Genomic DNA, 19,713 nt, shown 5'->3' with positions numbered 1-19,713 from the left:
AGTCGCCCGAGCGGGTGAATCCCTGATCCGCCATCCACCCCTGATCGAATGGCAATGCCCTGGTCAGCAGGGTGGAAGTTCCTGGTCGGGTGGTGTCTCGGGTCCTGGCGCTCGTTCGAGGACGCCTTCGGCGCTGCTGCCGCGGTGAGCTGCGCTCATCCTTGACAGCTCACCACGACCCGCAAGATCCGGCAGCTGTCAGGCGGGCCAGGGACGAGCGGCGTCCCCCTGGCCGCGCAGGCGCAGCGCCGGGATCCCCATGGGGAATTTTCTGGTGCCGCAGTCTGGGGAATATCGCTGTCGTTCACATTGATGCCACGCCGTTGCTGGTGTTGTCCGAAGCTGACAACATCGCAGGGCTTTGCGCTATCACGATTGGGACAGCCGCACCAAACCGCTGGTTCTCCGGATTCTGATGCTGCTCGTCAGCGGTGATTCGTTCAACTTCGCCCGCGGGTGGGCGTGAGCACGGAACGTCTGCTGCTTCGGCGGCGCATACCCAGAGAGATGCGATGAGCAACGAGCCAAAGCCTGCCGTTGAGGCCGCCTTCCTGAACGTCCAGAACGCCGCGAAGTACATGGGCATCTCGGTGAACACGCTCTACGTGTGGCGCCACCGCCGGCAAGGGCCGCCCAGCTTTCGGATGGGTCCCGGCGGAAGGGTCATGTACCGCCGGGATCTGCTTGACGCCTGGCTCAGTGAGCAGCAGCAGGTGGACTCGCGGTCGAACCCGGCCCTCAACCCGCTGAACAAGGCCCCGCAGCAGCGTGAGCGTCGCCGGGCTGCCTGACCTGGGAAGACAGGTCTGAAGAGTTCAGCAGCACTCGGAATTTCATGCGCACGGAGATCGTCTGTGTGTCTGATCGCGACTCAGATCGCGCCGAGAGACAAGGCGAGGCCAGGGTAAGACGAGTATGGCGGGTTACATCGAAGACCGGTGGCTCAAGAAGCGACCGAACAAGGAGACGGGCAAGCGCGAACGCACCGCTCTGTGGGGCAAGTGCACGCGCTATCGGGTCAAGGGGATACCAGGGGTCCGCGACAGGTCTTTCGACACGGTCGCGGACGCCAAGGCGTGGCTGGCCGAGGCGCAGACCGACGCACGGCGAGGGGATTTCGTCGACGCGCGAGACGGTGCGATCAGCCTTCGTGAGTACGTCGAGAAGCACTGGTGGCCGTCCCAGGTGCATCCCGCCCAGACGCTGGAAAGCATGAGGCACCGGATCTGGGGGCAGGTGCTGCCACAGCTCGGAGACCTGGCGCTCAGGGACATCGGCGTCGCGGAGCTGCGCAGGTGGTCGGCCGACGTTCAGAGGGCGGTGGCGTCGAGTACGGCCTATGTCGCGTGGGTGTACCTCAAGGCGATCATGCAGGCCGCGGTCGAGGACAAGCGGCTCTACCGCAACCCGTGCAAGGGCAACAGCTCGATCAAGCCGCCGAAGAAGCCGGAACGCAAGGCTCGCGCCTGGGAGCAGGATCGTGTGGACGCCGTACGGGAGGCGCTGGCCGACCGCTACCAGATCGCGCTCGACCTCGGCGTCGGATGCGGACTCCGGCAGGGCGAGGTGTTCGGCTTCAGCCCCAGCGACGTCCGCGGCGACTTCGTGCACGTAGAGCGTCAGATCCTCATGTACAAGTCGCGGCTGTACTTCGGCCCGCCAAAGGGCGGCAAGGAGCGCGACGTGCCTCTGCCTAAGGTGCTCGCGAAGCGGCTCCTCAGCCACCAGGAACGCTTCGAGCCGATCGACGTCACCCTGCCGTGGCTGGACCCCGAGGAGCCCGACCTCGCACGCGAGGATCGGCGCAAGGTCACCGTCCCGTTGCTCGTGTACACCGGGCGGCGTGGTGCGATCAACCGCACCACCTGGAACACCAAGGCGTGGAAGCCGGCGCTTGCCGACGTGGGAGTCATCCCGCCGCTGCCTGAGCAGCAGCCGGGCGAGAAGCCGTCGCGCGTATGGGAGCCGAGCCGCGAGCACGGCTTCCACGTCCTGCGTCACACGTACGCCTCGGTGATGCTCGAAGCCGGTGAGTCGATCGTCTCGCTCGCGAAGTGGCTGGGGCACTCCGATCCGGCGTTCACGCTCCGGACGTACACTCACTTCATGCCGCAGGCTGGCGCGCGGGGACTGTCCGCGATCGAGGCGTGGCTCACGGATCTCGGCTGAAAGTCCCTGAGAAGTCCCAGAGGGCCGGAACGGCCGCCGGATTCCCGTGAACATGCAGGTCAGAGCGTGATCGCTCCCTGAGCGGAACAGAACCCGGCGTACAGCCCGACTCGTCTGCCGCCACGTGGCTTTTCCTCGCAAAGGGCCTCCGAACTGCGTCGGAGGCCCTTTCCGGCCTTTCGGGGCTTGCCGGGTCAGATGACGGACGTCCCTCGCAGGTCCCTCGGGCAGCGCTGAAATCTTTGACGCAGGCCGGAGTGGGCATCGCTCCGAGCTTCTCAAGTGCGGGGACGACTGTTCCGGCTCCGGCACGGAGTGCTGCCGACCAAGATGGGTCCTCCGCATATACGTACCTGCCGCCCATGAAATCCAACATGTCCGTCAGTAGCTGATCGACTACCGGCAGCGCCTGGCATTGGCTCAGAGACGAGCCGAGCCGGGCCTCGGCCGTGTTGCGAAAGTAGCTCCGTCCGCCCGCGGGCCAGGAGGGACTTCGCAACACGGCCTAACCGCCCACGACCCACCGCGCTCCAGCGACCACGCCCAGCAGCAGAGCCGGAAGTAGCCACCACCACGGCATGGTCCTCCGCACGGAGGGCACCAGCCACAGCACAGCCGCGGCCCCGGCGGACGCGAGGGTGAGGAGGCACGACAGAACGATCCCGGCGTACGCGTCGTCGTCCCAGCTGCCGGACGGACTGATGGTCAGTGCCGTCCAGCAGAAGTACGCGGCGATGAGCGTGAGCAGGGTGAGCGGTACGGCGAGGACCAGACGGAGGCAGCCGCGGTCGTCGTCCACGTGGGAAGGGCTGGTCATCAGCGCAGTGCGTTCCTTGCCTCGTCCAGATTGTTCGCGAATCCACGCCCGTAGTCCTGGGCGTCGTCGGTCTCCCAGTACGGCCCGCCGTTGTAACGCGCGGCGAGTTCCCGGTACTGGGCCGGTGTCATCTCCTCGGCCGGCACATCGGCGAACTCGCTCTCCGCCTTGAGCTGGGCCAGGTACTCCGAGGCGATGAAAATGTTCTGCGCGGGATCCTGCAAGGCTGTCTCCACCGTGCCGCGCTGCTGATCGGTGAGGCGCTCGGGGTCGTAACCGAGGACCTCGGCGCCACGTCGCACCTGGATGGCGATGGGGCCCATGGACGTGTTGTCCGGGTCACCACCGAGTCGCCACGGCAGGCTCTCAGGAGCGACCGGGCTCAGGGGAGAGTCCGCCTGTTCGCGGATGGTGTCGGTCATGTCGTCCAGGATGCCGGGCTGTCCGCCGACCTCCTGCCACGCGATACCGGCGACCATGTCCGGCGGCAGCCCCGCATTCCGTGCCGCGGCTTTGATGATCTCCTTGTTCGCAGCGATCCAGTCGGCCCGTTCCTGGGCGTTGGACGGCGGACTCCAGTAAATGTCCGTCGCACCGGGAAGGTTGGCGACCTGCAGGCGGATGTCCCGCAGGGCCGGCGAGACGATGTCGTCGCCGGCGAGGGGGTGGTAGTCCTGCTTGGGGCCGCTGCCGGGCAGCCGCGTCAGCGGATTCGTGCTCGCCTCGGCTGCCTCTTGCCGCAGCTCCGCGATCGCCGGGACGATGTCGACCCGCTGGATGAAACCCATGCGGAAATCAGGCAGCAGGTCGTACGCCTGCTTGAGCTCGTGCACGCAGATCTCCCGCGCCTCGCGCTCCGTGGTCTCAGCCAGGTAGAAGTCCCCGCCGGCGGCGTCGTGCAGCCGGTTCGCGTCCTCGCGGATGTCGTCGACATCCATGGTCAACTCGGCGAAGAAGTCCATGACCCCGGTGGTCGCACGCATGTCCTCCCACTGGCGCATCGGCTCCGCCTCCTGGGCGTCACGGGTGATCGCCGTGCCTTTGGTGTGGATCAGGTCCGCGAGCAACTGCTCGTTCGCCCTGCCGTTGGAGTAGTGCGCCTTGGCGACCTCCAGAGCGAACGCGTAGCTGCGCAGAGCGCTGGACGCCTTGTCGTAGCCTTCCGCGAGTTGCGCGATCAGCTTGCGCCCCTCGGAGAGCCTGGCCTCGTAGTGCTGACTGCCCTCGCTCTTCCACTGTGTGTGCTTCTCGGCGCGCTCGGCGGAAGGGTCAACCGTCACGAGCATGTCGTGCAGGCGCTTGAACTCGTCCGCGTTCCGTTCGACGAGGGGCGGGTTGCAGTCCTCCAGGAACTCGACGTCCTTGCGGTGACTGATGCCGCTCCTCATCGCGACTCCGGGGCGACGTACTGACCGTACTCCAGAACGTTGTCCAGGAAGCGTAGAGCCGTGTCGTCGTCGATCTTCACGAAGTCGCCGCCGGTCGTCCTGAGGCGAGTGGACAGTGCCGCGAACAGGGCGACCGCGTCCTGGTACTGGTCATCGGCGAATCCGGCGAACCGTGCCACCTGCTTGGCCACGTCCTCAGGCGTCCGGGGTTCCCGGGCCATCGTGGTCAGTTCGGCATCGGGCCGTCCCTCGTGGAGAAAGCCCGCGATCTCGATCAGCAGATTCGCGTTGCCATTGATCGACTCGGCCTTGGCGACCAGGGACCCGGTGGCCGGGGCGACGGCCCCGCCGCCTCCGTCTACCGGCAGCTGATTGATCTGCATGCCGGTCTGCTGACGCGCCAGCGCGTCGGCCTTCAACCGGGCCCACTCCTCTTCGAAAGACAACCCGTTCCCCCTCCGGTCCGTTCACCTCGAACATTCAATCGATCATGCCAGTCGGGGGATGATTACCGAAAACTCGCCGCGATCCTCGTCGCGGAGGCCGAGGAGGCGCACGGTTCCAGAGCCGGCGTCGGCAAGGGGAGTGGGGCGCCGGAGACCGCGTTCGCGAAGAGTGACCGTGATCTGGTCAGCCCCGCCTCCGACCATGTGGACTCGATGTGTGCCCCTGAGCAGCGACGGGCACCGGCCTCCCCGGCGGTGCCCCACTCGGGTGGTCAGCCCAGCGCGCGGTCCAGGATGAAGGCCGCGCTGATCAGGGACAGATGGGTGAACGCCTGCGGGAAGTTGCCGTTCTGCTCGCCCGTGTGCCCGATCTCCTCCGCGTACAGGCCGAGATGGTTGGCGTACGTGAGCATCTTCTCGAACGCCAGCCTCGCCTCGTCCGGGCGGCCGGCGCGGGCCAGGGCCTCGACGTACCAGAACGAGCAGATCGAGAACGTGCCCTCCTCGCCGCGCATCCCGTCCGGGCTGGCCTGCGGGTCGTAGCGGTAGACCAGGGAGTCCGAGACCAGTTCGTCGCCGAGCGCGTCGAGGGTCAGGAGCCACTTCGGGTCGGTCGGGGAGATGAACTTGGCCAGCGGCATCATCAGCAGGGCGGCGTCGAGGACGCTGTCGTCCTCGTGCTGCACGAAGGCGTTGCGCTCGGCCGACCAGCCGCGACTCATGATCCGCCGGTAGATCGCGTCGCGCACGCCGCCCCAGCGCACCATGTCGGCGGGCAGTCCGCGGCGCCGCGCGATGCGCATGGCGCGCTCGATCGCCACCCAGCACATCAGCCGGGAGTACAGGAAGTTCTTGCGTCCGCCACGGGTCTCCCATATCCCCTCGTCGGGCTGGTCCCAGTTCTCGCAGACCCACTCGACGATGCGGCAGACGTGGTCCCACTGCTCGCTGGAGATCGGCTCGCCCCACTTGTCGTAGAGGTAGATCGAGTCGATGAGCGCGCCGTAGATGTCGAGTTGCAACTGGTCCACCGCGTCGTTGCCGACACGGACGGGGGAAGAGCCCAGATAGCCCTCCAGATGCGGCAGTTCGCGTTCCGGCAGCTCACGGCGGCCGTCGACTCCGTACATGATCTGCAAGGGGCCTTCGTCGCCGTACGAGATGCAGACGTTCTCCGTCAGGAACCGCATGAATGCCTGGGCCTCGTCCGTGAAGCCCAGCCGGAGCATGGCGTAGACGCAGAAGGCGGCGTCGCGGATCCAGACGTAGCGGTAGTCCCAGTTGCGCTCCCCGCCGATCTGCTCGGGCAGGCTCGTCGTGGGTGCTGCCACGATCGCGCCGGTGGGGGCGTAGGTGAGCAGCTTGAGCGTCAGGGCGGAGCGGTGCACCATCTCGCGCCAGCGCCCGCGGTAGCGCGACTTGGAGAGCCACCGCCGCCAGTAGCGCACCGTCGCCTGGAACGCCTCCTCGGCCGTGGTGGTGGGGCACGCCTGAGGGAACGCGCCGCTGCCCAGCCGGTCGAGCGCGAAGACGGCGGTCTCCCCCTCGTGCAGCTTGAACAGCGACCACACGTCGCGGCCGTCGGTCTCGACCGGCACGCTGGAGGTCAGCGAGAGGCTCAGCGCGGGTGACGCGAAGACCGGGTAGTCGCCCTCCATGCGGACGCTGTGCGGCTGGGATCCGTAGTCGAAGCGCGGTGCGACGAGGGCCCGGAAGGGGAGGGAGCCGCGGACGCACAACACCCGCCGGATCAGCCGGTGCCGGTCGGCCTCGCGGGAGTCGTCGGCGATGGGCATGAAGTCCTGGATCTCGCCGACGCCGTCCTCCGCGAAGAAGCGCGTGATGAGCACGTTGGTGTCGGGGAAGTAGAACTGCTTCGTCCGGGCCGGCACGTCCGGCGCCAGCTCGAAGGAGCCGCCCTTCTCGGCGTCGAGGATCGACGCGAAGACGCTGGGCGCGTCGAAGCGGCCGCAGCAGTACCAGTCGATGGTGCCGTTCGTCCCGACGAGGGCGGCGCTGCGCAGGTCGCCGATCAGCCCGTGTTCGGAGATGGGCAGATAGCGGGGGGTGCCGGCGCCGCCGGGAGCGCCCGCTCCACCAGTGACCTCGTACGTCGGAACCTCAGCAGCCACGGGTCGGTCCTCCCTCTGCCTTCCGGCAAATGCCCCCGCACCTCGCATTTCATACTAGGTCGAGCGGCGGGGGCGGGCGCCGGGAGAGCTGCGGGAGCGGGAGATCACGGGGGTGGAGGGCAGGGCGGAGCCGGGCGGGGAGGGCGAGGTGGGCCGGGCTCGGCGGGGCGGGAGGGGGCTCTCCGGTGAGCCCCGTCCCGGACGGTGTCACCGTCGGTGGAGTGGCGGTGACACCGCGCTTCGGGTCGGCCGCGGGCGCGGCCTGTCGGTGCGTGCGTCAGAAGAGACGAGGTGCGTGCGTCAGAAGGCGAACGGGCCCCGGCCCGTGCTTCAGAAGACGAACGGGCCGGGGTTCTGCGGGGACGTGGCGTGGCAGGTCGCCGTGATGCCGAAGACCACGACCGTGAGGGATGTCGCCTCGAGGCTGTCGCCCGAGGCGACCGTGCCGGTCAGCGGTCCGGTGGAGACCGCGCCGCCGGCCGGGATCGCCGGGTTGGCGTTGCCGGTGAACGTCGTCGTGCCGGAGCCGTTCTTCGTCAGCGTGAGGGTCGAGCGGACGGAGTTGGCGGAGAGGGGGAAGGGTGAGGTGATGGCCGAGGTGGACAGGGTGATCGTGGCCGCGGTGCCGTCCTGGGTGGCCGTGAGGGACGCCTCGCCGGAGCCGAACGAACCGCAGTCGAACGACAGGGTCGCCGTCGTGGGTTCGACCGCCATGGCCGCGGGCGCCAGGGCGAGCGCGCCGACGGCCGTCGCGGTGAGCAAGGCCATGCCTGTGCCGAGGGTGCGGTGCTTCATCGGGGGTCCCGCCTTCGTGTGTGGGGGTCACGGGATGGCGTCGCCGACCGCCGCTGCCTGCGTGGGGACCGGCCCCGGGGCAGGGGCTGATGGGCAGTCAGAGACGGTTGTCATTGGGGCAGGAACCTGCGGAGAAAGCAAGGACGCCGACGGAGATTGTTGACATGTGTCGCTCAATTCCGGCCGTCCCGGGACGGGCGCGGCGGCAGCGGTCGGGACGCCCTCAGCGAGGTGACGGTGGGGGAGACGCGCCGCGAGTGGCGCAAGGTCCGGGGCGCGGGACACCCCGAGGTGTACGGGTGGGGCGGGCACGGTGGTCCCGGCCGAGACCGGTCGGCTCCGCGCGGCCCGTCCCGACCGTCCCTCGCCGTACGCCTGGAGGAGTCCCCCATGACCGTCCGCCCCGATCAGCTGAGCGACCCCGCCGTGCGCGCCTTCGTCGAGGCGGTCAACGCGGGTGACCGCACCGCCTTCGACGCCGCACTGGCCCCGGGCGCCACCATGTCCGACGACGGCTCGGACCGGGACCTCGCCGACTGGTCCGACCGGGAGATCTTCGCGACGCGCGGCCACATGGACGTCGAGTCGGAGGCCGACGGTGGGCGATCGCTCGTGGTCCGCTACCGCAACGACGCGTGGGGCGAGATGCGGACGGCGTGGCGGTTCAGCGTCGAGGACGGGAGGATCGCGCGCTTCGACACCGGCCAGGCGTGAGGCCGGGAGGCTCGCACCGACACCGGCCGGCGGGGAGGAGCGAGGCCGGGCGGGCCTCGGCAGTAGGAGGAGGGGGTGCGGCCGGTCCCGTTTGGCTCGGCGTCGTGGCGGTTCAGCCGATGCGGGTGCCCGCGCCGCTCACCCGCACCCTGGGGTCGCCCGGGTGCAGCGTCACGGTCAGCTCGCCCGGCCGCCCGAGGTCCTCGCCCTGGTGCAGGGTGAGCACCGCGTCCTCGGGCACCAGACCCAGCTCGCGGGCGTACGCACCGAAGGCGGCGGCCGCCGCGCCCGTGGCCGGGTCCTCCACGACTCCGCCGACCGGGAACGGGTCGCGCACGTGGAACACGGTCGCCGACTCCCGCCACACCAGCTGGACCGTGGTGAGGTCCAGCCGGAGCATCAGGGCCTCGAGGCGGTCGACGTCGTACGCGAGGTCCGCCAGACGCTCGCGGGTCGCGGCGGCGAGGACGAGGTGCCGGGCGCCGGCGAAGGCGACACGGGGAGGGAAGGCCGGATCCAGGTCCCCGGCGCCGGTCCAGTCGAGCGCGGCGAGCGCCTCGGCGAGGTCGTCGTCCGCGATCCCCGCGACGCTCGGCTCGACGCTGGTGAGCGTGGCCCGGAGCGTGCCGTCCCGCTCGGCGACCTCCACCGGGACGGTCCCGGCGCGCGTCGCGAACTCCAGCTCTCCGGGCCCGATGCGCTCCGCGAGCGCGATGGCGGCGGCGACGGTCGCGTGCCCGCAGAACGGGACCTCGGCCTTGGGGCTGAAGTAGCGGACGGCGAAGGCCCGCTCGCCCCGTGGGAGGAGGAACGCGGACTCGGAGTACCCCAGCTCGGCGGCGACGGCGAGCATGTCGGCGTCGGTGAGGGCGGAGGCGTCGAGGACGATGCCCGCGGGGTTGCCGCCGGCGGGGTCGGTGGAGAACGCCGTGTACCGGAGGACGTCGGGGCGCGCGTCGGTGCTCATGCCGCACCCAACACCGCGCCCGTGCGCGCTGTTCCCGCCGTGTGAGGCTTCTCGCGCTTCTCGCGCTTCTCGCGCTTCCGCGGGCGGTGCGGGGGCGTCCGCCGCCGAGGGCTCGTGCCTTGGCCGGCCCGTGCGGGCCCTTCCCGCAGTGTGAAGCTCCTCGTGTGCTCCCGCGGGTCGGTGTGCGGGAGTCCGGCTCCGAGGGTTGGTGCCCGGGTCGGCGTCTCGCGTGTCGCCTGGGGTCGGTGCGCCCTGCCCGGCCCGCCCGGGGGGACGGCCCGGCCGGGGGAGTGGCTCCTGAGGATGACGGATCGCCCAGGGGGCCCGCCCGGGCCCCGGGGAGGGCCCGCCACGCGGGCCGCAGGCCGTCGGGTGGCTCGGGTGCCGCGGCCCCGGCGACGTGCCGACGTGTCGGATGCAGCCGCGCCGGCGGGGCCTTCGCAACGGGTGGGCCCGGTGCGGACCCCCGTCAGCCCCGGCCGATGTACGGCATCGTCGTGGACATCACCGTCGCGAACTGCACGTTGGCCTCCAGGGGCAGCTCCGCCATGTGGAGCACCGTCCTGGCCACGTCGTCCACGTTCATGACCGGTTCGGGGGCGGTGCGGCCGTCGGCCTGCAGGGCGCCCGTCTCCATACGGGCCGTCATCTCCGTGGCCGCGTTGCCGATGTCGATCTGGCCGCAGGCGATGCGGTAGGGGCGGCCGTCCAGGGACAGGGACTTGGTGAGGCCGGTCACGGCGTGCTTCGTCGCCGTGTACGCCACCGAGTGCGGACGCGGCGCGTGTGCGGAGATGGAGCCGTTGTTGATGATGCGGCCGCCCTGGGGATCCTGGTCCTTCATCACCCGGAACGCGGCCTGGGCGCACAGGAACGACCCCGTCAGATTGACGTCCACGACATGGCGCCACGCTTCGTGGGGGAGATCCTCGAGGTGCACCCCGCCGGGACCGAAGGTGCCCGCGTTGTTGAACAGCAGGTCCACCCGCCCGAACCGCTCGCGCGCCGCCGCGAACAGCGCCGTGACGGCGTCCGGGGACGTGATGTCCGTCGGGACGCAGAGGACGTCCGCCCCGCCCGCCAGTGAAGCCGTCTCCTCCAGCGCGTCCGCCCGCCGGCCCGCCAGCGCCAGCGACCAGCCGGCGCCCGCGAACGCCAGCGCGACGCTGCGTCCGATGCCCGAGCCGGCGCCCGTGACCACCGCACTTCTCCGTTCTGCGCTCATGGCGCCGCAGCGTACGGCAGACCCGCCTCCACGGTTCTCATCCGTCCGACACGCGGATGTTGTGTACCGGACAATCCGGCGACGCCGGGCCCGGCTCAAATGCGGAGTGACAACGTCCGCAAGGGGAGGGCCAGATGACGACCGCACAACGCCACTCGGACGAACTCCGGGCCATCGCACGGCACATGGGCAGACGCCGCTTCCTGACCGCCACCGGAGCGGCCGCCGCGCTCGCTTTCGCCGCGAACCTGCCCGCGGCCGGCACGGCGGCCGCCGCCGAACTCGACGCCGGGAAACTCGCCGAGGACCCGTTCACCCTCGGCGTGGCGTCCGGGGACCCGCTGCCCGGCTCCGTACTGCTGTGGACCCGGCTCGCGCCGCGCCCGTACGAGCCCGGCGGCGGACTGCCCGGCGCCCGCGTCCGGGTCGGCTGGGAGATCGCGCACGACGCCCGCTTCACCCGCGTGGCGAGACGCGGACAGGTCACCGCCCACCCCGAGTTCGACCACAGCGTCCACGTCGACGTCACCGGGCTCGACCCCGACCGCGTGTACCACTACCGCTTCCGCGCGGGCCGCTGGATCAGCCCCGTCGGACGCACCCGCACCGCGCCCCGCGCCGGTGCCCGGATCTCCGAGCTGAAGCTCGCCGCCGTCTCCTGCCAGGCCTACCACGACGGGTACTTCACCGCGTACCGGCACCTCGCCGACGAGGACCTCGACGCCGTGTTCCACCTCGGCGACTACCTCTACGAGTACGCAGTCAACGCCGTCGGCGGCGCCCGCAACTACACCGACCGGCGCCTGCCCGCCCACTTCAACCGCGAGACCGTCACCCTGGAGGACTACCGGCTCCGTTACGCGCTCTACCGCAGCGACCCGGACCTCGCCGCCGCGCACGCCGCGCATCCCTTCGTCGTCACCTGGGACGACCACGAGACCGAGAACAACTACGCGGGGGAGACGCCCGAGAACGACGTCCCGCCGGAGGAGTTCCTGCTGCGCCGCGCCGCCGCGTACCGCGCCTACTGGGAGAACCAGCCGCTGCGCATGCCGCAGCGGCCGGCCGGCCCGGACATGCGGCTCTACCGCCGGCTGCGGTTCGGCCGGCTCGCCCAGTTCGACGTCCTCGACACCCGTCAGTACCGCTCCGACCAGGCGTACGGCGACGGCTGGCAGACCCCGGGGCCCGAGTCCGAGGACCCGGCGCGCACCATGACGGGCGAGACCCAGGAGCGCTGGCTGCTCGACGGCTGGCGGGCCTCGGACGCCCTGTGGAACGTCGTGCCGCAGCAGGTCACGTTCGCCCGGCGGCGCAACGTCCCCACACCCGACTTCAAGCTCTCGATGGACTCCTGGGACGGCTACCCGGCCTCCCGCAAGCGGGTCCTCGACGGCGCCGAGGCCGCCGGCATCGACAACCTCGTCGTCCTCACCGGCGACGTCCACGTCGGTTACGCGTTCGACCTGAAGAAGGACTTCGACGACCCGTCCTCGCGGACCGTAGGCACGGAGATCGTCGCCACGTCCGTCAGCAGCGGCAAGGACGGCGCGGAGAGGCCCGCCAACTGGGACAACCTCACACAGGCCAATCCGCACATGAAGTTCTACAACGGCCGCCGCGGCTATGTGACGGTCACGCTCACCACCGAGCGGGCCCGCGCCGACTTCCGTACGGTCTCCGCGGTCACGACCCCGGGCGCGCCGGTCACCACCGCCGCGTCCTTCGCCACCGAGGCGGGCAACCCGGGCCTCGAGCAGGTGTGACCGGGTGGCGGCCTCGTCCTGCGGGGGGACGGGCCCGCGTCCCCCGGCCGGGACGGGGCCGCCGGCCGGGACGGGGCCGCGCCCCTGATCGGGCAGGGGGCCGCGCCCCTGATCCGGGAGGGGCCCGACTCCCTCCGGGTACCCGACTCCCTCCGGGTACCCGGCTTCCTGCGGGTAGGGACGCCGATCCGGTCGCGCACCGCGTCGAGCGTCCGCATCACCGCGAGCGTGCCGTCCAGCGGCACGAGCGGGGACTCGGTCTCCCCGGCCCGCAGGCACCGCATCACCTCGGCGGCCTCGGGACGGAACGAGTACCGGTCGTTGCCAGGACGAGCTGAGAGCATAGGGGCGACGAACAGAACAGGAGCTGTTGATGCCGGAGAGCGGCCCGACCATCCCAGAGCACATATCCCCCTCCGCTTCCGGGCAGGTTCCGGCCCCGGCCCCGTCTCCGCCCTCCGCCCCGGCCTCTGCCCCGTTTCCGCCCCCGCCCCCGGCCACGTCCTCGGCCCGGGTCGTGCCACCCGCCGCCGTCACGGCCGCGCGCCGGGCGGGTCTGCTCGTCACCCTGGTGCTCGGCGGCCTCACCGCGCTCCCGCCGCTCTCCATGGACATGTACCTCCCGGCCCTCCCGGAGGTCACCGGCGATCTCCACGCGCCCGCCGCGACCGTCCAGCTCACCCTCACCGCCTGTCTGGCCGGAATGGCCCTGGGACAGCTCGTCGTCGGCCCGATGAGCGACCGGTGGGGCCGCCGCCGTCCGCTGCTGGCGGGCATGGCGGTGTACGTGGCGGCCACCGCGGCCTGCGCCTTCGCGACCGGCGCCGAGATGCTGATCGCCTTCCGGCTGCTCCAGGGCCTGGCGGGTGCCGCGGGCATCGTCATCGCCCGGGCCGTGGTGCGCGACCTCTACGACGGCGTGGAGATGGCCCGCTTCTTCTCCACCCTGATGCTGATCTCCGGAGTGGCCCCGATCGTGGCGCCCCTCATCGGCGCGCAGATCCTCCGGATCACCGACTGGCGCGGTGTCTTCCACGTCCTCACCGTCATCGGAGTGCTGCTCACCCTCGTGGTGGCGAAGTGGCTGCACGAGACGCTGCCGCCGGAGCGACGCCACAGCGGCGGTGTCGGCCATGCCCTGCGCACCATGCGCGCCCTGCTCGCCGACCGGGTCTTCACCGGCTACACGCTGGCGGGCGGTCTCGCCTTCGCCGCGCTCTTCGCCTACATCTCCGCCTCGCCGTTCGTGGTGCAGTCCCTGTACGGCGCCTCGCCGCAGACGTTCGGCCTGCTCTTCGCCCTCAACTCCATCGGCCTGGTCGCGGTGGGTCAGATCAACGGCAAGCTGCTGGCGGGCCGGGTCAGCCCGGACAAGACCCTGGGGTTCGGTCTCGCCGTGATCGCGCTGGCGGCGCTCGCGCTGCTGCTCGTCACGGCCGGTGTCTTCGGCGGGACCGGACTGCTTCCCGTGGCCGCCGGGCTCTTCGTCCTCATGTCGGCGATGGGCGTCACCCTGCCGAACACGAACGCCCAGGCCCTGATGCGTGCCCCGCACGCCGCCGGGTCCGCGTCGGCGCTGCTCGGCACGTCCTCCTTCCTCGTCGGGTCGATCGCCTCCCCGCTCGTCGGGATCGCCGGCGAGGCGACCGCGGTGCCGATGGCCGTCGTCCAGCTGGTGTGCGCGATGGGTGCGCTGGGCTGCTTCCTGGGGCTGTGCCGGCCGTGGCGTGCACGGCCGGCCCAGGACACGGTCGTACGGGCGTCGGCCGACGGCCCGGACGAGACCGGCTGTCCCTCGTAGCAGCGGGCTCGGAGCAGCGGGGTCGCAGGAACGGGCACGTGGGCGCGGGACCGTGGACGCGCCCGGCCCGTACGCCCCCGGCCCTGCCGGCGCCTGCCCGGCCCCGGCCGTCCGTACCCCGGTGGCGCTCCGCGGAGTCAGGGGGCCGGGGCTGGGCGGTCCTCGCGGACGTAGCCGATCAGATGCAGCCGGTCCCGGGTGTCCGTCCAGCGGAAGACGCCGACGCCCGAGGCCTCGGCGGCGGGCAGCCGGACGCTGGGGGGAAGCGGCTCGGGCACGCCCGTCGCCAGGTCCACGACGTGCGGCGCCCCTCCGCCGGCCAGTGCCTCGGCCGGGCCGCGGGCGTCGGTCGCCCCGTAGGCGAGGCCGGCGTCCGTGACCGTCGCCAGTGTCAGCGGACGGGTGCCGTCCGGCTCCTCGAAGCAGCGGCCGGTGCGCTGCTCCAGGTCGAAGGCGAGGTTCCCGGCGACGAGATAGCGCAGACCGGGGGAGAGCACGGCCTGCGGGTACGCCCCCGGCTCGATCGCCGGCTTGTGGCACTCGACCGTGACGAGCGGCTTGCCGGACGCGGCGTCGTGCACCGCCCACAGGTCACGGGTGGTGGCCGCCTTGGTGCCCTTCGCCTTCTGCCAGCGCACGAGCAGCCGCCCGGAGGCCAGGGACACCGGCACCCCGTTCGCCCGGTCCGCGCCGCGCGGCGCCACGTTGCGGCTGAACCAGCCGTCGCGCACCCAGAACTCCCGGGCTCCGCGCACCAGCAGGCCCTTCGTCGTCAGCCCCTGGACCGCGGTGAGCTGCCGGCAGGTGGCACAGCCCCGGGGAGGGCGCAGGTCCTTGGGCGGGACCACGGACACCTTGCCGCTGTCGGGGTCGACGACCGCGCTGTGGGCGCCGCCGTCGCCGATGACGATGCCGGGCCCGGTCCCGGAGACCGTGGGCGCTCCGGTCCACGGCACCTCGACCCGCTGCCGCGAGCCGTCGACCGCGTCGTAGACGTCGAGGGAGACGAAGGGGCCGGACGGGGCGAGGGAGCCGCGGCCGGTCTTCCCGTACGACCAGACCACGAAGAACTGCCGGTCGTCCTTGGTGACGGAGAGCAGCCGCGGGAAGTTCTCCGCGCCGGCGAGCGGGGAGAAGGGCTCACCCGACCAGCCGGGGCGTCCGATGCCGGTGTAGAGCGTGCGCAGCCGGAAACGGTCGTCCCCCACCCGTTCCAGATAGGCGACGAGCCCGGACCGGGTCGCGAGGGCGTGGTCGGGCGAGGCGTCGGGGATCTCCCAGCCCCTGGCGGTGTCGTAGGCGGCGGGGACGGTGAGCCTGGTGGCCGGGCCGGAGGCGCGCTTCGCCGGCTGCTTCGGCCTGTCGCCGCGGTCGTCGTCGTGCCCGCCCCCGCCACCGCAGGTGGCGAGCAGAAGGATCATGGCCAGTACGGCGACGCCGGCCACCAGGGCCATGCGCACGATCCTCTGTCCCATGGTCCCCCCGATGAGCGTTGCGTCGTACAACGGCCGTCAGATTAGCAACTGGGCGTGTACGCAAAGTAGTTCGGTCGTGTCCTCGTTCCGTCCCGGTTCCGCACGGGCCGGGGAGCGGAGGCATGCCTAGAATTCCCCGGTGAACACGACCCTCCCCGACGCCCTCGCCGGCCTGCTCGACGGCCTGCCGCAGGGCCGCGCCGCGCAGGCGGTGGAGCGCCTGATCGCCAGCTACCGGGGGGACACGCCGACCGACGCACCGGTGCTGCGCGACCGCGCGGACGTGGCCGCGTACGCCGCGTACCGGATGCCCGCGACGTTCGAGGCGGTACGGTCCGCGCTCGACGCGTTCCGGGCGGCCGCCCCCGGGTGGACGCCCGCGACGCACACCGACATCGGCGGCGGCACGGGCGCCGCGAGCTGGGCGGTCGCGGAGGCCTGGCCGGAGGGGGAGCACCGGACCACGGTCCTGGACTGGGCGGAGCCCGCGCTGGAGCTCGGCCGCGAGTTGGCGGAGTCGGCCGATTCGCCGGCGCTGCGGGGCGCCCGCTGGCGGCGGGCGCGGATCGGCGCGTCGATGGGGCTGGAACCGGCCGACCTGATCACGGTCTCGTACGTGCTGAAGGAGCTCGACGGGGCCACCCGGGAGGCGGTCGTGCGCCAGGCAGCGACGGCGGGGCAGACGGTCCTGGTCGTGGAGCCGGGCACCCCGGACGGTTACGAGCGGATCATCGCGGCCCGCGACCTCCTGGTGGAGGCGGGGATGCGGGTGGCGGCGCCGTGTCCGCACAGCGGGCAGTGCCCGATCGTGCCGGGCACGGACTGGTGCCATTTCGCGGCGCGGGTGAGCCGGTCGTCGCTCCACCGCCGCGTGAAGGGCGGGTCACTGCCCTACGAGGACGAGAAGTTCGGCTACGTCGCCGCCACCCGGGTTCCCGCGACCCCGGCGCCGTCCCGTGTGACGCGCAAGCCCCAGATCCGCAAGGGGCAGGTCCTGCTGGACCTGTGCGCGGCCGACGGCAGCCTCCACCGCGACACGGTCACCAAACGCCACGGCTCCCTCTACCGCGCGGCCCGTGACACGCCCTGGGGTGCGGCCTGGCCACCGCCGGAGGCCGACGACGCGTGACGCGTGCCGTGTGCCGTGTGACGCGTGACGCGTGACGCGTGACATTTCACGCGTGGCGTCGCGCCTGGTGCGGACGCCGAGGGCGCCGGCCGGATACCGCCCAGGAGGCCCCGCCGCGGAACACCCGCGCCGGAGGCCCCCTCGGACACCCGCCACGGACGTTCCGCCGGGGCAGGCGCCGCCGGGGCAGGTGGGGGCGGCGGACCGCCCCCGCCCTCGGGTCAGGCGCGCAGCTCCTGGGTGCAGCACTTCACACTGCCGCCGCCCTTCAGGAGTTCACCCGTGTCCATCCCGATCGGCTCGAAGCCCCGGGCCCGCAGGGGCTCGAAGAGGCCCAGGGCTGCCTGCGGCAGCAGGACGTGGCGGCCGTCGCTGACCGCGTTGAGGCCGAAGGCCGCCGCGTCCGCCTCGCGGGCGATCAGGGCGTCGGGGAAGAGCCGGGCGAGGACCGCCCGGCTGCCGGGGGAGAAGGCGCCGGGGTAGTACATGATCTCGTCCGCCTCGTCGTCGAGGACCGAGAGCGCGGTGTCCAGGTGGTAGTAGCGCGGGTCCACCAGTTCGAGCCCGATCACCGGCCGCCCGAAGAACTCCTGCGCCTCGTCGTGCGACAGCGGGCTCGACCGGAAGCCCCTGCCCGCCAGCAGAAACGACGAGGTCACCGCGAAGTCGCCCTCGCCCTCGTTGATGTGGGCAGGCTCGTGGATCTCGGTGAAGCCGTGGGCGCGGAACCACTCGAGGTGGGCGTCCGCCTCCGCCGTCCGCTCGGGGAAGGCGAAGCGGGCGCCGAGCACCCGGCCGTCGACGACGGTGGCGCCGTTCGCGGCGAAGACCATGTCCGGCAGGTCCTCACGAGGCTCCAGCAGTTCGACGGTGTGGCCGAGCGCGCGGTACCGGTCGCGCAGGACCTCCCACTGGGTCATCGCCAGCGACAGGTCGACGGGCTTCCCGGGATCCATCCAGGGGTTGATGGAGTACGTCACCTCGAAGTGCGTGGGTGGGCACATGAGGTAGCGGCGGGATCTGGCGTCACGAGGCAATGCGGGCTCCTCACGGACGACGGGGCGCACGGTTGTGCGTGATGAGGCCATGGTGCGGCCTGTCGCGCGTTCGCGCAGTGATCCGATCGGGTGGTTCATCACACGTACGCCTGATGTGAAACGAGACGATACGTCTCGTCGCGGTGGTTGCTAGATTGGGCCCATGCCAGAGAGCAGGAAGCCCGACTCCTCCCGCCGCAGCGAGCGCTCCCGCCGCGCCATCTACGACGCCGCCCTCGCGCTCGTCGGCGAGGCCGGCTACACCCGGACGACGATCGAGGGTATCGCCGCCCGCGCGGGCGTCGGCAAGCAGACCATCTACCGCTGGTGGCCGTCCAAGGCCGCCGTCCTCCTGGAGGCCTTCCTCGACGTCGCCGAGCAGGCCGCCCAGGGCGAGCACGAACTCCCCGACACCGGGGACCTCGAGAAGGACCTGAAGCTCGTGCTGCGCGCCACCGTCGACGAGCTCAACTCCCCCGTCTACGACGCCCCCGCACGCGCCCTCGCCGCCGAGAGCGTCGTGGACCCGGCCCTGGCCGCCCAGTTCGTGGAGAAACTCCTCGAACCGCAGCTCCAGCTGTATGTGCGCAGGCTGCGCGCGGCCCAGGACGCCGGGCAGGCGAGCCCCGGCATCGACCCCCGCATCGCGCTGGAACTGCTCGTGGGCCCCCTGGCCCATCGCTGGCTGCTGCGCACCCTGCCCCTCACGCACACGTACGCCGACAAGGTCGTCGAGTACGCACTCCACGGCCTCGCTCCCCGCCCCTGACCGGTCTCGTCCCGGGCCTGCGACGGTCCTCGCCCACGGCTTCCGCCCGGTCTCGCCCAGGGCTTCCGCCCGGTCTCGTCCCGGGACTGTGACGGTCCTCGCTCCCCGCCCCGACCGGTGATTCGGCCACTCGATCGGGGGGTGCGGCCGCCCGGCGCGTCCGATGGTGGGACGATGGCACCAGTGCCGACGCGCGGCCGCACCCGCGCGAGCCGGGGCGAGCAGGGAGATGTGAGGGGATAGATGGGCGACGGTAACGGCCGCTACCGCGGCACGGAGAGCAGGCTTTCCTGGGAGAACCGGCTGCCGCAGTGGCTGCGCCGCCGCTCCCGGGAGGACGCGGACGGCGCCGCGTCCGGCCGGGCCCGGGACCGTCTCGACCAGCTCCTGGCCACCGCCGCCGCGGGACTGCCGCTCGCGCCCGCCGCGTACCCGTCGGGATACAGCTGTTCCTGTGAGCGCATCGGCTGTCCGACGCCCGCCCGGCACCCCGTCTCGTTCGCCTGGCAGACCCAGTCCACGCACGACCCCGCCGCCGTCGAGCGCTGGGCGGACGACCAGCCCGAGGCGAACTTCATCACCGCCACCGGCATGGTCCACGACGTCCTCGACGTCCCGCTGGAGGCCGGCCGGGTCGCCCTGGAGCGGCTGCTCGCGGACGGCACCGACGTCGGCCCGGTCGCCGAGTCCGGGGAGGGGCGGATGCTGTTCTTCACGGCCACCCGCGGCACGCCGGAGGACGAGGACGAGTGGTGGCCATGCGAACTCGACTGCCACCCCGAGACGATGGACGAGCATCCCGGCCTGCGCTGGCACAGCCGCGGCAGTTACGTCCTCGTACCGCCGTCACGGCTCCCCGGCGATCTCGGTGTCGCCTGGGTGCGCGGCCCCGAGCATCCGCTGCCGGACCCGCTGACGCTGCTGGAGGCACTGGCGGACGCCTGCACCAGGTACGCCGAGGAGACCGGGCAGCACGACCCGGACCACCACTCGGTGGCCTGGCCGTTGAGCCGTTGAGCCGCCTGGCCGTTGAGCCGTTCAGTCGTCGAGTCGATGCCTCGTCGAGCCGCCGGCCGGTTCACC

General features: G+C 71.7%; 17 protein-coding genes. 8 read left to right on the top strand and 9 right to left on the bottom strand.

The window, feature by feature from the left end; genetic code table 11:
* Positions 1–512: 512 nt before the first annotated feature.
* Both QRN89_RS09675 and QRN89_RS09670 read left to right on the top strand, forming a co-directional pair.
* Positions 513–791 carry a helix-turn-helix domain-containing protein gene (locus QRN89_RS09675; RefSeq protein WP_290348944.1) on the top strand — a complete coding sequence of 93 codons (279 nt, stop codon included), beginning with the start codon at positions 513–515 and terminating at the stop codon, positions 789–791.
* Positions 792–915: 124 nt separating this feature from the next.
* Complete coding sequence (locus QRN89_RS09670; RefSeq protein ID WP_290348943.1) at positions 916–2,169, top strand: tyrosine-type recombinase/integrase; 1,254 nt, start codon at positions 916–918, stop codon at positions 2,167–2,169.
* Positions 2,170–2,674: 505 nt separating this feature from the next.
* On the opposite strand, the gene QRN89_RS09665 is transcribed toward QRN89_RS09670, so the two are convergent.
* From QRN89_RS09665 to QRN89_RS09645, 5 genes are all read right to left on the bottom strand, one after another.
* Entirely contained in the window at positions 2,675–2,986 is a 312-nt protein-coding gene (locus QRN89_RS09665) for a hypothetical protein (RefSeq protein ID WP_290348942.1), read from the bottom strand.
* Positions 2,986–4,374, bottom strand: a complete 1,389-nt coding sequence (locus QRN89_RS09660; RefSeq protein ID WP_290348941.1) for a hypothetical protein — start codon at positions 4,372–4,374, stop codon at positions 2,986–2,988. Before QRN89_RS09660 ends, QRN89_RS09665 begins: the two co-directional genes overlap by 1 nt.
* Complete coding sequence (locus QRN89_RS09655; RefSeq protein WP_290348940.1) at positions 4,371–4,820, bottom strand: hypothetical protein; 450 nt, start codon at positions 4,818–4,820, stop codon at positions 4,371–4,373. Before QRN89_RS09655 ends, QRN89_RS09660 begins: the two co-directional genes overlap by 4 nt.
* Before the next feature lie 272 nt (positions 4,821–5,092).
* Complete coding sequence (locus tag QRN89_RS09650; protein ID WP_290348939.1) at positions 5,093–6,952, bottom strand: glycoside hydrolase family 15 protein; 1,860 nt, start codon at positions 6,950–6,952, stop codon at positions 5,093–5,095.
* A gap of 330 nt (positions 6,953–7,282) precedes the next feature.
* The gene (locus tag QRN89_RS09645; protein ID WP_290348938.1) at positions 7,283–7,747 is read right to left on the bottom strand and encodes a hypothetical protein; all 465 of its coding nucleotides are present in this window, start codon (positions 7,745–7,747) and stop codon (positions 7,283–7,285) included.
* Positions 7,748–8,137: 390 nt separating this feature from the next.
* On the opposite strand from QRN89_RS09645, the gene QRN89_RS09640 reads away from it, so the two are divergent.
* Positions 8,138–8,461, top strand: coding sequence for a nuclear transport factor 2 family protein (locus QRN89_RS09640; RefSeq protein ID WP_290348937.1), 324 nt, complete (start codon positions 8,138–8,140; stop codon positions 8,459–8,461).
* A gap of 112 nt (positions 8,462–8,573) precedes the next feature.
* Here the strand turns inward: QRN89_RS09640 and QRN89_RS09635 are convergent, their stop codons facing one another.
* Both QRN89_RS09635 and QRN89_RS09630 read right to left on the bottom strand, forming a co-directional pair.
* Positions 8,574–9,428: a PhzF family phenazine biosynthesis protein gene (locus QRN89_RS09635; protein WP_290348936.1), complete on the bottom strand. Its 855-nt coding sequence runs from the start codon at positions 9,426–9,428 to the stop codon at positions 8,574–8,576.
* A gap of 469 nt (positions 9,429–9,897) precedes the next feature.
* Entirely contained in the window at positions 9,898–10,653 is a 756-nt protein-coding gene (locus QRN89_RS09630) for an SDR family oxidoreductase (RefSeq protein WP_290348935.1), read from the bottom strand.
* 134 nt (positions 10,654–10,787) lie between these two features.
* Between QRN89_RS09630 and QRN89_RS09625 the strand changes: the two genes are divergently transcribed.
* Together QRN89_RS09625 and QRN89_RS09615 are read left to right on the top strand one after the other, a co-directional pair.
* Positions 10,788–12,419 (top strand): alkaline phosphatase D family protein, encoded by a 1,632-nt coding sequence (locus QRN89_RS09625; protein WP_290348934.1) that lies wholly within the window; start codon positions 10,788–10,790, stop codon positions 12,417–12,419.
* Positions 12,420–12,792: 373 nt separating this feature from the next.
* Positions 12,793–14,220 carry a multidrug effflux MFS transporter gene (locus QRN89_RS09615; protein WP_290348933.1) on the top strand — a complete coding sequence of 476 codons (1,428 nt, stop codon included), beginning with the start codon at positions 12,793–12,795 and terminating at the stop codon, positions 14,218–14,220.
* A gap of 137 nt (positions 14,221–14,357) precedes the next feature.
* On the opposite strand, the gene QRN89_RS09610 is transcribed toward QRN89_RS09615, so the two are convergent.
* Positions 14,358–15,695, bottom strand: a complete 1,338-nt coding sequence (locus tag QRN89_RS09610; RefSeq protein ID WP_290348932.1) for a hypothetical protein — start codon at positions 15,693–15,695, stop codon at positions 14,358–14,360.
* 139 nt (positions 15,696–15,834) lie between these two features.
* On the opposite strand from QRN89_RS09610, the gene QRN89_RS09605 reads away from it, so the two are divergent.
* Entirely contained in the window at positions 15,835–16,824 is a 990-nt protein-coding gene (locus QRN89_RS09605; protein WP_290348931.1) for a small ribosomal subunit Rsm22 family protein, read from the top strand.
* 221 nt (positions 16,825–17,045) lie between these two features.
* Here QRN89_RS09605 and ddaH read toward each other — a convergent pair whose 3' ends face one another.
* On the bottom strand, positions 17,046–17,912 hold the full coding sequence (gene ddaH, locus QRN89_RS09600; RefSeq protein WP_356948617.1) for a dimethylargininase: 867 nt from the start codon (positions 17,910–17,912) through the stop codon (positions 17,046–17,048).
* A gap of 112 nt (positions 17,913–18,024) precedes the next feature.
* Between ddaH and QRN89_RS09595 the strand changes: the two genes are divergently transcribed.
* The gene (locus QRN89_RS09595) at positions 18,025–18,630 is read left to right on the top strand and encodes a TetR/AcrR family transcriptional regulator (RefSeq protein WP_290348930.1); all 606 of its coding nucleotides are present in this window, start codon (positions 18,025–18,027) and stop codon (positions 18,628–18,630) included.
* A 243-nt stretch (positions 18,631–18,873) separates the two neighbouring features.
* Positions 18,874–19,647: a bifunctional DNA primase/polymerase gene (locus tag QRN89_RS09590; RefSeq protein ID WP_290348929.1), complete on the top strand. Its 774-nt coding sequence runs from the start codon at positions 18,874–18,876 to the stop codon at positions 19,645–19,647.
* The last annotated feature ends 66 nt before the right edge of the window (positions 19,648–19,713 follow it).

It is taken from the genome of Streptomyces sp. HUAS CB01 (assembly GCF_030406905.1).
Lineage (GTDB): Bacteria > Actinomycetota > Actinomycetes > Streptomycetales > Streptomycetaceae > Streptomyces > Streptomyces chengbuensis.
Note: the sequence above shows the minus strand (reverse complement) of the source record. Positions and strands in the feature narration are given on the sequence as shown.

Excerpts from the sequence above, each read along its gene's own strand:
- QRN89_RS09675 (WP_290348944.1), top strand. The coding sequence starts at position 513 with ATGAGCAACGAGCCAAAGCCTGCCGTTGAGGCCGCCTTCCTGAACGTC.
- QRN89_RS09670 (WP_290348943.1), top strand. The coding sequence starts at position 916 with ATGGCGGGTTACATCGAAGACCGGTGGCTCAAGAAGCGACCGAACAAG.
- QRN89_RS09665 (WP_290348942.1), bottom strand. The coding sequence starts at position 2,986 with ATGACCAGCCCTTCCCACGTGGACGACGACCGCGGCTGCCTCCGTCTG.
- QRN89_RS09660 (WP_290348941.1), bottom strand. The coding sequence starts at position 4,374 with ATGAGGAGCGGCATCAGTCACCGCAAGGACGTCGAGTTCCTGGAGGAC.
- QRN89_RS09645 (WP_290348938.1), bottom strand. The coding sequence starts at position 7,747 with ATGAAGCACCGCACCCTCGGCACAGGCATGGCCTTGCTCACCGCGACG.
- QRN89_RS09640 (WP_290348937.1), top strand. The coding sequence starts at position 8,138 with ATGACCGTCCGCCCCGATCAGCTGAGCGACCCCGCCGTGCGCGCCTTC.
- QRN89_RS09635 (WP_290348936.1), bottom strand. The coding sequence starts at position 9,428 with ATGAGCACCGACGCGCGCCCCGACGTCCTCCGGTACACGGCGTTCTCC.
- QRN89_RS09630 (WP_290348935.1), bottom strand. The coding sequence starts at position 10,653 with ATGAGCGCAGAACGGAGAAGTGCGGTGGTCACGGGCGCCGGCTCGGGC.
- QRN89_RS09625 (WP_290348934.1), top strand. The coding sequence starts at position 10,788 with ATGACGACCGCACAACGCCACTCGGACGAACTCCGGGCCATCGCACGG.
- QRN89_RS09615 (WP_290348933.1), top strand. The coding sequence starts at position 12,793 with ATGCCGGAGAGCGGCCCGACCATCCCAGAGCACATATCCCCCTCCGCT.
- QRN89_RS09610 (WP_290348932.1), bottom strand. The coding sequence starts at position 15,695 with ATGGGACAGAGGATCGTGCGCATGGCCCTGGTGGCCGGCGTCGCCGTA.
- ddaH (WP_356948617.1), bottom strand. The coding sequence starts at position 17,912 with ATGGCCTCATCACGCACAACCGTGCGCCCCGTCGTCCGTGAGGAGCCC.
- QRN89_RS09595 (WP_290348930.1), top strand. The coding sequence starts at position 18,025 with ATGCCAGAGAGCAGGAAGCCCGACTCCTCCCGCCGCAGCGAGCGCTCC.
- QRN89_RS09590 (WP_290348929.1), top strand. The coding sequence starts at position 18,874 with ATGGGCGACGGTAACGGCCGCTACCGCGGCACGGAGAGCAGGCTTTCC.